This is a genomic window from Solibacillus sp. FSL K6-4121, from assembly GCF_038002585.1.
GTDB lineage: Bacteria > Bacillota > Bacilli > Bacillales_A > Planococcaceae > Solibacillus > Solibacillus faecavium.
On record NZ_JBBOCS010000002.1, the window covers coordinates 680,466 to 692,194 of the forward strand.

General features: G+C 38.1%; 11 protein-coding genes. 2 read left to right on the forward strand and 9 right to left on the reverse strand.

Going from position 1 to position 11,729, the window contains the following annotated elements:
- Nucleotides 1–12 precede the first annotated feature (12 nt).
- From MHH95_RS12790 to plsY, 3 genes are all read right to left on the reverse strand, one after another.
- Nucleotides 13–639: a YczE/YyaS/YitT family protein gene (locus MHH95_RS12790; RefSeq protein WP_340728762.1), complete on the reverse strand. Its 627-nt coding sequence runs from the start codon at nucleotides 637–639 to the stop codon at nucleotides 13–15.
- A 111-nt stretch (nucleotides 640–750) separates the two neighbouring features.
- Nucleotides 751–1,041, reverse strand: a complete 291-nt coding sequence (locus tag MHH95_RS12795; RefSeq protein ID WP_191699024.1) for a HesB/YadR/YfhF family protein — start codon at nucleotides 1,039–1,041, stop codon at nucleotides 751–753.
- A 108-nt stretch (nucleotides 1,042–1,149) separates the two neighbouring features.
- The gene (gene plsY, locus MHH95_RS12800; RefSeq protein ID WP_340727896.1) at nucleotides 1,150–1,752 is read right to left on the reverse strand and encodes a glycerol-3-phosphate 1-O-acyltransferase PlsY; all 603 of its coding nucleotides are present in this window, start codon (nucleotides 1,750–1,752) and stop codon (nucleotides 1,150–1,152) included.
- A gap of 330 nt (nucleotides 1,753–2,082) precedes the next feature.
- On the opposite strand from plsY, the gene parE reads away from it, so the two are divergent.
- The gene (gene parE / locus MHH95_RS12805; protein ID WP_445683025.1) at nucleotides 2,083–4,038 is read left to right on the forward strand and encodes a DNA topoisomerase IV subunit B; all 1,956 of its coding nucleotides are present in this window, start codon (nucleotides 2,083–2,085) and stop codon (nucleotides 4,036–4,038) included.
- Nucleotides 4,035–6,464: a DNA topoisomerase IV subunit A gene (gene parC / locus MHH95_RS12810; protein WP_340727898.1), complete on the forward strand. Its 2,430-nt coding sequence runs from the start codon at nucleotides 4,035–4,037 to the stop codon at nucleotides 6,462–6,464. Before parE ends, parC begins: the two co-directional genes overlap by 4 nt.
- 209 nt (nucleotides 6,465–6,673) lie before the next feature.
- On the opposite strand, the gene MHH95_RS12815 is transcribed toward parC, so the two are convergent.
- The 6 genes from MHH95_RS12815 to MHH95_RS12840 all read right to left on the reverse strand — a co-directional run bounded on the left by MHH95_RS12815 (nucleotide 6,674) and on the right by MHH95_RS12840 (nucleotide 11,711).
- Nucleotides 6,674–6,814: a hypothetical protein gene (locus MHH95_RS12815; RefSeq protein ID WP_191699020.1), complete on the reverse strand. Its 141-nt coding sequence runs from the start codon at nucleotides 6,812–6,814 to the stop codon at nucleotides 6,674–6,676.
- A gap of 107 nt (nucleotides 6,815–6,921) precedes the next feature.
- Nucleotides 6,922–7,344: a hypothetical protein gene (locus MHH95_RS12820; protein ID WP_340727899.1), complete on the reverse strand. Its 423-nt coding sequence runs from the start codon at nucleotides 7,342–7,344 to the stop codon at nucleotides 6,922–6,924.
- A 124-nt stretch (nucleotides 7,345–7,468) separates the two neighbouring features.
- The gene (locus MHH95_RS12825; protein WP_191699421.1) at nucleotides 7,469–9,013 is read right to left on the reverse strand and encodes a solute symporter family protein; all 1,545 of its coding nucleotides are present in this window, start codon (nucleotides 9,011–9,013) and stop codon (nucleotides 7,469–7,471) included.
- 11 nt (nucleotides 9,014–9,024) lie between these two features.
- Nucleotides 9,025–9,345, reverse strand: a complete 321-nt coding sequence (locus MHH95_RS12830) for a DUF485 domain-containing protein (RefSeq protein ID WP_191699018.1) — start codon at nucleotides 9,343–9,345, stop codon at nucleotides 9,025–9,027.
- Nucleotides 9,346–9,819: 474 nt separating this feature from the next.
- On the reverse strand, nucleotides 9,820–11,370 hold the full coding sequence (locus tag MHH95_RS12835) for a solute symporter family protein (RefSeq protein ID WP_191699017.1): 1,551 nt from the start codon (nucleotides 11,368–11,370) through the stop codon (nucleotides 9,820–9,822).
- On the reverse strand, nucleotides 11,367–11,711 hold the full coding sequence (locus MHH95_RS12840) for a DUF485 domain-containing protein (protein ID WP_225231124.1): 345 nt from the start codon (nucleotides 11,709–11,711) through the stop codon (nucleotides 11,367–11,369). Before MHH95_RS12840 ends, MHH95_RS12835 begins: the two co-directional genes overlap by 4 nt.
- Nucleotides 11,712–11,729: the final 18 nt, after the last annotated feature.

An 11,729-nucleotide genomic window follows, 5' to 3' on the forward strand; every position in this document is an offset into this window, starting at 1 on the left:
TTTCATCACAATTTAAATTACGGCGCTTTCTACACCTGCTGCGCGGTAAAATAGCTTTTCATTCCATTTTAAAGCCCACTGAACAACTGGCCCTAAGCCGAATGCCATTATTACTGTTCCTACGCCAACAGGACCACCTAATAGGAAGCCTATAACAGCAACTGATACTTCCATTGTCGTACGTGCACGGTTCACGCTCCAGCCTAAACGACGGACTAATAAAAGCATTAAGGTATCGCGTGGTCCGACACCGAGGTTAGCCACCATATACATCCCACAACCGATACCTAGTAATACAATTCCCACGACAAACGATAAAGTTTGTTCCAAAAGGTTGTGAGCATGAGGCAACACATATAAAAAGATATCAATAAAAATACCTGTTAAAAACATATCTAAATAGGTACCTATTTTCGGTAATCTTTTTGATAACATCGAGTCAATCGCTAAAATAAGTAACCCGATAATGATGGACCAAGCCCCGATTGTTAAGCCGAGATTTTTATAAAGTCCTATATGGAGCACGTCCCATGAACCTACTCCGATTGTTTGTCCTTTAATCGTTAAGGCAATCCCTAATGACAAAACGATAATACCTGCGATAAAAAATAGGCAGCGCCAATAAAATCCTTGTTTCACGTTCAATTGTAATCCCTCTTCTTGTAGTCAATATCATCTTTACACATTATAGCGATTACAAGGATGAAAAACGGATTTACAATAAATTTAAAATATTATTACTTTTTAATGCTATTTTTCATAGGAATAGCGTAACTCGTCCATTGACTCGTCGACGTCTACAATTAGATTGTGGTGATTAAAAAACCATTCATCTGACTTTTCAATAAAGAAGTGTACATTCTCTATAACAGTTTCAATCCCTATTTCATGTGGCTCCTCACGTGTCATTCCTAATGAAAAGCCTTCATGGAAGGGAGATGAGCCGCCATAGCGTGCATAAAAACGAATATAGTCCCCATGTTCTATTTCCATTTCTTCTTTAAACCATTCGACTGCTTTTTCTGTTAATTTAATTTCCATACAATTCACCTCTATTGTCATTATGCAGGAAATGAAAAGAACTTACAAAACCCGCGCCTGCTTAAATAAAACAAAAAAGGCTGAAAGTTTATACTTTCAGCCTGGATGTTAAAAACCTTTAATTTTTGGTTCAGTTCCATTTTTTATGCGTATAATATTCTCTCGGTGACGATAAAAGATAAAGGAAGCTAAAATTGCTACTAAAATAAAGAGCGCATATTCACCTGTAACAATCCAATTAATTGTTACATAGATGATCGCCACTGTAGAAGCAATCATTGACGTTAAGCTCACCATTTTTGTCATTTTTAATGAAATGATAAATACAGTTAGTAAAACAAAGAATAATGGCAAATTATAACCTAAAATGATACCTGCACTTGTAGCTACGGCTTTACCACCACGGAAGCTCGCAAATACTGGGAACATATGTCCCGCTGCTGCAACGATACCAAGAATAAGTGGATGAACAGTGCTATCACTGAAAACAGCTAACAGCGGCAATAAAACGGCTGCTGTACCTTTTAAAATATCAATTAGCAGGACAGCAATTCCAGGTTTCTTCCCTAGAACTCTAAATGTATTCGTAGTGCCTAAATTTCCGCTGCCTTGCTTTCGGATATCTGTTTTATAAAAAATTTTCCCTATCCATAATGCAGAAGGGATGGAACCGATTAAATAAGCACAAATAATTATTAAAGCGTTGATCAAGAAGTTGTGCTCCTTTCAAATGTCAGAATTATTAGTTGGTACTAATAGTATGTTATGAATATTCTACAATGTTTTTTAATAGAAGGAAAGAGGTATTATTTTTTCGTAATATTACGAAGTAAACAGGAAAAAAGTTACATTTGTACATCAACTATTAAAGGATAGGCTTTTAAACGGCGGTTTTTGATGATACAATTAGTCTTTGCAAAGCCTAAAAAAGTACGCTCAAACATTGACATCATGCATATTTGAAAGTACGATTAGGTAGTAAATAGAACGTTTGTTTGTATTTTTTGGAGGGGATTGCATTTGGTTAAAAATCAATCAGGCATGTCTTATAATGAAGATGCCATTCAAGTATTAGAAGGTTTAGAAGCCGTACGTAAAAGACCAGGGATGTATATTGGTTCTACAGATAGTCGAGGTCTTCACCACTTAGTGTATGAAATTGTAGATAACGCAGTGGATGAAGCGCTTGCTGGATTTGGTAATCATATCATCGTGAAGATTCATGAAGATAATAGTATTAGCGTACGAGACCATGGTCGTGGTATGCCTACAGGTATGCATAAAATGGGTAAGCCAACTCCGGAAATTATTTTTACAGTACTCCATGCAGGTGGTAAATTTGGACAAGGCGGCTATAAAACGAGTGGTGGTTTACATGGTGTAGGTTCATCAGTAGTAAATGCGTTGTCCACTTTTTTAGAAGTGACAATTTACCGTGACGGGCAAATTTATCGTCAACGCTTCGAACAGGGTGGTAAACCGGCAACATCGCTTGATATGATTGGAAATACAAAGGAAACAGGTACATTAGTGCACTTCCTGCCTGATTCATCGATTTTCTCAGCTACAAAGTATAATTACGACACGCTGGCAGAGCGCCTGCGAGAATCAGCATTTTTATTAAAAGGTTTAAAAATAGAATTGATCGATGAGCGTGCTGAAGGACAACATGAAGTTTTCTTCTATGAAAATGGTATTGAAGCATTTGTTGCTTACTTAAATGAGGAAAAAGATGTCCTGCATCCTGTTAAATATGTGGAAGGTATACTTCAGGAAATTGAAGTGGAATTTGCCCTGCAATTTAATGATGGCTATTCCGAAACGATTCTTTCATTCGTAAATAATGTTCGTACTCGAGATGGCGGAACACATGAAACAGGTGCGAAGTCTGCTCTAACACGAGTGTTTAATGAATATGCAAGAAAAATTGGTCTATTAAAAGAAAAAGATAAAAACTTGGAGGGCGTTGACATTCGCGAAGGTTTAACTGCGATTGTTTCAGTACGTATTCCAGAGAATCTGCTCCAGTTTGAAGGTCAGACGAAAGGCAAGCTCGGTACATCCGAGGCGCGTTATGTCGTCGATACAGTCGTTTCTGAAAAGTTATTGTATGTACTAGAGGAAAACGCAGAGCTATCGGCATCTTTAGTGCGAAAGGCGATTCGTGCACACCAAGTTCGTGAAGCTGCCCGTAAAGCACGGGATGACGCAAGAAATGGGAAAAAGAAAAAGTCGAGTACATTGCTGTCAGGTAAGTTAACACCTGCACAATCTAAAAATGCAGCGAGAAACGAACTGTATTTAGTAGAGGGTGATTCTGCCGGCGGTTCTGCGAAACAAGGTCGGGATCGTACATTCCAAGCCATTTTGCCTTTACGTGGTAAAGTTATCAATACAGAAAAGGCTAAGCTGCAGGACATTATGAAAAACGAGGAAATCGCTACGATTATCCATACAATTGGTGCGGGTGTCGGCGCGGATTTCAATGTGGAAGATGCCTGTTACGATAAAGTAGTCATTATGACGGATGCCGATACAGATGGCGCACATATTCAAGTACTTTTACTCACATTTTTCTATCGCTATATGCGTCCATTAATCGAAGCTGGTAAAGTCTACATAGCATTGCCACCATTGTATAAAGTGTCGAAAGGTTCCGGGAAGAAGCAGGAACTTGTATATGCCTGGACAGAGCAGGAGCTTAGTGCCGCTACGCAGAAAATTGGTAAAGGCTACGTTATCCAACGCTATAAAGGTCTAGGTGAGATGAATGCTGACCAGCTTTGGGATACAACGATGAATCCGGAAACGCGTACATTAATTCGTGTAAAAATTGAAGATGGTGCACGTGCGGAACGTCGTATTACTACATTAATGGGTGATAAAGTAGAACCCCGTCGTAAATGGATTGAATCAAACGTCAACTTCGGCATGGAAGAGGATGCAAGCATTTTAGAAAATGAATTCATCCAGCATGAGGAGGCAAAAGACAAATGAGTTTTGTTGAAAAATTTCAGGACTTACCATTAGAAGAAGTAATGGGTGACCGTTTTGGTCGCTATTCAAAATATATTATTCAAGACCGTGCATTGCCGGACACACGCGATGGTTTAAAACCAGTACAACGCCGTATATTATATGCGATGTTCCATGAAGGTAATACTTTTGACAAACCATTCCGTAAATCGGCAAAAACGGTCGGAAATGTAATCGGTAACTACCATCCGCACGGGGATACTTCTGTGTATGATGCAATGGTCCGAATGAGTCAAGATTGGAAAAGCCGTCACATGTTAATTGAAATGCACGGTAACAACGGGTCGGTCGATGGAGACCCGCCGGCCGCGATGCGTTATACAGAAGCACGTCTATCGGCCATTGCTGCAGAGCTATTGCGTGATATCAATAAAAATACGGTTGAATTCGTACCAAACTTTGATGATCAGGATATGGAACCAACTGTTTTACCATCACGCTTTCCGAATCTGTTGGTAAATGGCGCTACCGGGATATCTGCCGGCTATGCGACAGACATCCCTCCACATAACTTACAAGAAGCCCTTGATGCTGTTTTAATGCGTTTAGACAATCAAAACTGTACAGTCGATGAACTGATGACAGTTATTAAAGGACCTGATTTTCCGACAGGTGGCATTATACAAGGTGTCGATGGCATCAAAAAGGCATATGAAACAGGAAAAGGGAAAATTATTGTTCGTTCCCGCACAGAAATCGAGCAGTTAAAAGGGAATAAAGAGCAAATTATTATTTCAGAAATCCCATACGAAGTGAATAAAGCAAACATGATTCGTAAAATGGATGAATTGCGTGTGAATGACCGTCGTTTAGATGGTATTTCGGAAATTCGCGATGAATCGGACCGTGATGGAATGCGCATCGTCGTGGAATTAAAAAAAGATGTACAGGCACAAGGTATTTTAAACTTTTTATTAAAATCAACGGATTTACAAGTGTCTTATAACTTTAATATGATTGCTATTCATAATCGCCGTCCGATGATGATGACATTGCCCCTTATGCTGGATGCCTATATCGATCACCAAAAGGAAATTGTACGTCGCCGATCACAATATGATCTTACGCGTGCAGAAGATCGATTACATATTGTCGAAGGACTTATGAAAGCATTATCGATTTTAGACGAAGTGATAGAAACAATCCGTGCGTCAAAAGATAAGCGCGATGCAAAAAATAATATTATCGCTAAATTCGACTTTTCTGAAGAACAGGCAGAAGCCATTGTTAGCCTTCAACTTTACCGTCTAACAAATACGGATATTACACAATTACAAATCGAGCAAGATGAATTAAGTGCGCTCATTGTAAAATTATCAGCAATTTTGGGCGATGAGAAAAAATTAATTCGGGTCATTAAGACGGAACTAAACGATATTAAGAAGCGTTTCCCATCACCGCGCCTATCAACGATCGAAGCAGAAATCGAAGAGATTAAAGTGACTCGCGATGTATTGGTGCCAAGTGAGGAAGTTGTCGTAACTGTTACAAAAGATGGTTATGTTAAACGGACAAGTCTTCGTTCGCATAGTGCTTCCAATGGGAAGGATTTCGCGATGAAGGATTCCGATTACTTAATATACGAAGCGAATTTAAATACACAGCATCATCTATTGCTGTTTACGAGTAAAGGGCACTATATTTATCAACCGGTTCATGAGTTGCCTGATATTCGTTGGAAAGACTTAGGTCAGCATATTTCAAGTATTGTACCAATTGACTCCAATGAGGAAATTATCGAGGTAATGGGAATAGAGACATTCGAGCAGCCGAATGTTTATGTGCTTACAGCTACGAGAGATGGGCAAATTAAACGTTCAGCCCTTACGGATTACGTTGTAACACGTTATTCAAGACCGATTAAAACAATGAACCTTAAAGGTGACGACGAAATGATCTTTGCGCGTCTTGTTACCGAGGAGGAAGAGGTTCTATTATCCACAAATACTAGCTATACCATTCGTTTCCCAATGGAAGACTTGCCTGTAACAGGTGTAAAAACTGCGGGTGTTAAAGGGATTGTTGTAAAAGATGGTGAGTACTTAGCTGCTGTCGCTGTTTTAAATCCGAAGCAAGACCATGAGTTAATTATCGTGACGCAACGAGGTGCCGTAAAGCGAATGCTATTAAATGAGCTTGAGCTTGGCAACCGTGCAAAGCGCGGTGTTGTAATACTTAAAGAATTAAAAGCAAACCCACACCGTATTTATACTATTTTAGTTGTTGGCTTTAAAGATACTTTTACAATTGAAACAGAAAAAGGCATAGTGGAAACAATCCAAGTAACAAACTTAACGAGAGCTGACCGTTATTCAAATGGTTCGCTTCGTATAGATACTGATGGAGACGGGGCTATTTCTCGAGCTTTTGTCAATAAAATGGCATAACCTTAGCGTATAATTCAGGAGTCTTTCACATATGATAAAAGTAATTCATTGACATGTAAGCCAGACTTTCATACAATGAAGTTAGTAAGATTCATGCGTGATGGATCTACAGTAGTACAAGGCGATTGGGTGGCCCCCAATCGCTTTTTTCTTTTATATAAATAAAAAACACCACTTAGGTGGCTAGTCTAAGTGGTGAAAATACTTTTTTACAGCATCATTCGGAAAAAACGATAAATCGTATCGACAAGACGAAATAAGTCTGTCACATAACGAAAAATGGCGAGTTTTTCATTACGCTTCTTTTCCGAAGCAGCCTTAGCCTTTTCTTTGCGTGATGGATAAGACACAGTAGTACACCTCCTTTACAAAAGGAGTCAGCTGGATGCTGCTTTTCTATTGTAACATGGACTAAATAATTTTCTGGTATTTAATTGATAAAATAATAGAAAAAGCGTCAAAAACCGGCAAGAATTTCTCCGGTATTTGACGCTTTTTCAGTTACTAATTTTTTTATATAAGTCCATTTCCTTTCAGGTGTTAACAAAATATTATTTTGCTTTACAGCACCAATTGTAAAGTCCGAATAATCTTCTTCCACAACAAACTGATAAATATCTTGTTGTTCTTCATTCGTTCCTGTCAACTGTACAACGTGCTGCCCTGTGCGTGCAGTAAAGTACTCCCAATACGTTATTTCATAATGCCCATCAAATACATCAGCAATCAACAATTCTTCGTTAAAAGGCCATTGCTGTGCTTTTACAAAATCAATATAAGGGGATGAAGTAGCTGTTTCTTCGCCATTAAGCACAAACCCTACTATACAGCCCATAATAACGACACAAAACAGTACCCGGATATGTTGTCCAATCGTCATCGTCTTCACTCCTCATTATAAAATAGGGGAGAGCTCACAATAGAAATGTATATAAAAAATCAGCCCCTAACAAAGTTAGGGGCTGATCGTTTTCCCTCAACTCAACAAAGTAGGAAGGATCTTTTTAGTGAGAAATATCTTGTACAGAAATACCCGTTTGTGCTTTAACTTCAACTTCACGGTATTTCACAGCGTCTACTTCTTTCGACATTAATGTACCAATAAATCCGCCTAAGAAGCCAAGAGGTACGGAAATGATCGCTGGGTTCGTTAACATAATTAACGGATCACCTACGAAGATTGCTTTACCTACTTCTGGATTCCAAACGTTTGGAGATACCGCTACTAAAACTAATGCTGAAATTAGACCTGTTAGCATCGCTGAAACAGCACCTGTTGTATTAAAGCGTTTCCAGTAAATTGTGTAAATGATTACCGGTAAGTTTGCCGATGCCGCGATACAGAATGCTAACGATACTAAGAATGCTACGTTTAATGTTTGAGCACCAAGCGCTAAAAGGATTGATACTACAGAGATTATGATTGAACCGATACGCGCTGCCTTAACAGCTTCTTTTTCAGAGATTTTACCCTTTTTAACGATTTGACCATAGATGTCATGAGATAGGGCAGATGCTCCGGAAAGTACCAGACCTGCTACTACCGCTAAAATTGTTGCGAATGCCACGGCACATACGAATGAGAAGAGGATGTCGCCACCAAGAGCTTGTGCTAATAGTGGGGCAGCCATGTTACCTGCCGGGTTGGCAGCTACAATTGTCTCTTTACCTACGAATGCAGCAGCACCGAAACCTAAGAAAATAGTTAATACATAGAATAAACCAACGATCCAAGTAGCCCAAATTACAGAAGAACGAGCTGTTTGCGCATCTTTTACAGTGAAGAAACGCATTAAGATATGTGGAAGACCCGCTGTACCAAGTACTAACGCGATTAGCATTGAAATTGTATCAATACCATTTGTGTAACGTAAACCTGGATTTAAGTATGCTTCACCATGCTCTGTTACAGTTGTCATTTCAGTGAACATTTTTGCAATAGAGAAGTCGAATTTTGCTAATACTAGGAATGAGATAATAATAGTACCTAACATTAATAGTACGGCTTTAATAATTTGTACCCAAGAAGTGGCAGTCATACCACCGAATAATACGTATGTCGTCATCATGACACCAACTAAAAGTACAGCCATCCAGTATTCAATACCTAATAGTAATTGAATAAGGGCACCAGCACCAACAAGCTGTGCGATCATGTAGAATAATACGATTGTAATAGTAGATAAAGCTGCTGTTCCACGAACTTTTGCTTTGTCGAAACGTGCAGTAATCATATCTGCTAAAGTGAATCGACCTAAGTTACGTAATGGCTCAGCTACGATATATAAAACTACTAAGTAAGCTACTAAGTATCCGATAGAGAAGAAGAATCCATCGAAACCGAATAAAGCGATCGAACCGGCGATACCTAGGAATGATGCAGCCGATAAATAGTCACCCGCGATTGCGAGTCCATTTTGCCAACCAGTTAAACCGCCACCAGCTGTATAGAAGTCTGATGCACTTGAAGTACGTTTTGATGCCCACCATGTAATAACTAAAGTTAAACCTACGATTGCTACGAAGAAGAAGACCGCTGTAAAACTCATTCCATTCATAATTAGCGACCTCCTTCATATTCTGCAATGATTGATTTCGCTTCTTTATCAAACTTGTTTGCACGTGCTACATAGAAGTGTGCGAAGCTCCATGTCATGATGAATAGACCAGCTGAATAAATCCAAACCCATGTAATGTTGCCGATTGCTTTTTGATGTAGAATTTCAGTGAATGACGTCAAGATTGGTAATAACATATAAAGTGCTAAGAAGATTGCCGTCATTGTCCATAGAAATAAATTCTTTTTCTTCGCAAGCTGCTTAAATGATTGCTGTGATGCGATTCTTTCATAATCAATTATTGGCTTTTGATTATTCCCCATAAACATACCCCCGTTTGTGATTAATATTACTGCTTCGTGTACGTAAAATTCTCTATTAGGAATTTACATTTTCATTCTATTTTAGCTGTAACAAAATTGCAATACTTTTTAAAGAAATTATGTAAAAAAACTTTTTGAAAAAATAAGTTTAATAGAGAAAAAAAGATACATAACAAATCATTTTCTTGTTATTTGAAATTCGTTTAATGTATAGAAAGCTAGATAAATCAACGTTTTGCGAAGAATATTGAAAAGGGGGTTTTGCTATTTCATTGAAATTTATGATAAGAAAATATTATATGTTTTTATAAGAAATAGTAATATTCGAAAAACAATTTACTTTTCAAAAAACGATTTTCTGTTTATTCAGAAAGTTATATTCATAAGTTAAATGGTATAAAAAGTAAAAAAACTGTCCTAGAAACGTAAAAATTTCGGGACAGTTTTTTATATTTATTTGTAACTTAATAAAAGTTAATGTGAAACATCCTGCACAGAAACGCCTGTATGTGCTTTTACGCGAATTTCTTTATAAATTCGTTCTGCTTCTGCCTGTTCAACTTTATTTGCCGTTAATATAGAGCCTAAATAACCTGCAAAGAAGCTAAGTGGGATAGTGATAATTGCTGGTACAGCCAAGTTTACAAGTGGTTCTCCTACAAAAATAGCATTACCTGTTGGGCTCCATATGTTTGGTCCAAGTGCACCTAATACTAAACATGAAACCAGACCTGTCACCATTGCAGCAACCGCACCATTGGCATTGAACTTTTTCCAGTAGATTGTGTAAAGAATAACCGGTAAGTTTGCAGAAGCACCAATACAGAAAGCAAATGACACTAAGAACGATACGTTTAAGCTTTGTGCAAATAATGCTAATAGAATAGAAATTACTGCAATTGAAATAGAACCGATTCGGGCAGCTAGTACTTGCTGTTTCTCTGTTAATTTACCATCATTTAAGATTTCACCATAAATATCATGTGAAATGGCAGAAGCACCTGTTAATACTAGTCCAGATACGACTGCTAAAATTGTTGCAAAGGCAACGGCACAAATAAAGGATAATAAAATATTGCCGCCTAAAAACTCAGCTAATAGTGGTGCAGCTGTATTACCTGCAGAGTTTTCCGCAATAATGGCATCAAATCCTACGAAATGCATCGCACCAAAGCCTAGGAAAATCGTTAACGAGAAGAAAATAGCTGTTATCCAAGTAGTCCAAGAGATTGATTGACGTGCCGTTTTAGCATCCTTAACCGTGAAGAATCGCATTAAAATATGCGGTAAACCGGATGTACCCAACACTAATGCAAGCATCATCGATACTGAATCAATTGTCGAAGTATATTTAACGCCTGGCACTAAATACTGATCCCCGTAATTTGTACTTACTGTATCGAACATTTTCACTAAATTAAAATCAAACTTGGCAAATACTAAAAATGCTAACAATGTTGTACCGAATAATAATAGACCAGCTTTAATAATCTGAACCCAGCTAGTCGCTGTCATTCCGCCGAATAATACGTAGGTAGTCATCATAACTCCAACAATAAGAACGGCTAACCAATACTCAATACCGAATAACAGTTTAATTAAAGCACCTGCACCTACTAATTGTGCAATCATATATAAAATGACGATAATAATAGTTCCTGTCGCAGCAACCCCACGAATTCGCTTTTCATTGAAACGTGCTGTCAGCATATCCGCTAAAGTGTAGCGACCTAAATTACGCATCGGTTCTGCAATTATATATAGAAGAACTAAATTTGCTACTACATATCCGACAGAGAAGAAGAAGCCATCAAAGCCCGTTAATGCAATGGCACCGGATACCCCTAAAAACGCAGCTGCCGATAAATAATCCCCAGCAATAGCAAATCCGTTTTGCCAACCTTTTAACCCACCACCGGCTGTGTAGAAGTCACTTGCAGATGAAGTTCTTTTTGCTGCAATATAGGTAACTATTAATGTTAAACCGACAATCCCTAGAAAGAAACTTGCTGACACTAAATTCATTGTTGCGCACCTGCCTTTTTATATTCCTGTAAAACAGCAGCTGCAGTTTTATCAAACTTTGCTGCCATTTTTACGTAAAGTGTACAAAGCACGATTGTCATAATAAATAAGGCAAGTGAGTAAACCCAAACCCATGTGATACTACCAATCGCTTTCTGTTGTAACACAGGTGTAAACGCTAAAACCGGTAAAAGAATATAAAATGTCAAAAATGTTATAGTTATACCGAATAAAAATGTGTTTTTCTTCTTTACAAATTGATTAAATGTTTCCATACGATCGATTGCATCATAGTTGATTGCATCGTGTTTCGCTGAGTATTTCTCCCCTGAATTGCCCAACGGAATTCCCCCTTATGA

Coding starts and splice junctions, on each gene's coding strand:
- MHH95_RS12795 (WP_191699024.1), bottom strand. CDS start 1,041: ATGGAAATTAAATTAACAGAAAAAGCAGTCGAATGGTTTAAAGAAGAA.
- parE (WP_445683025.1), top strand. CDS start 2,083: ATGTCTTATAATGAAGATGCCATTCAAGTATTAGAAGGTTTAGAAGCC.
- parC (WP_340727898.1), top strand. CDS start 4,035: ATGAGTTTTGTTGAAAAATTTCAGGACTTACCATTAGAAGAAGTAATG.
- MHH95_RS12820 (WP_340727899.1), bottom strand. CDS start 7,344: ATGACGATTGGACAACATATCCGGGTACTGTTTTGTGTCGTTATTATG.
- MHH95_RS12825 (WP_191699421.1), bottom strand. CDS start 9,013: ATGAGTTTTACAGCGGTCTTCTTCTTCGTAGCAATCGTAGGTTTAACT.
- MHH95_RS12830 (WP_191699018.1), bottom strand. CDS start 9,345: ATGGGGAATAATCAAAAGCCAATAATTGATTATGAAAGAATCGCATCA.
- MHH95_RS12835 (WP_191699017.1), bottom strand. CDS start 11,370: ATGAATTTAGTGTCAGCAAGTTTCTTTCTAGGGATTGTCGGTTTAACA.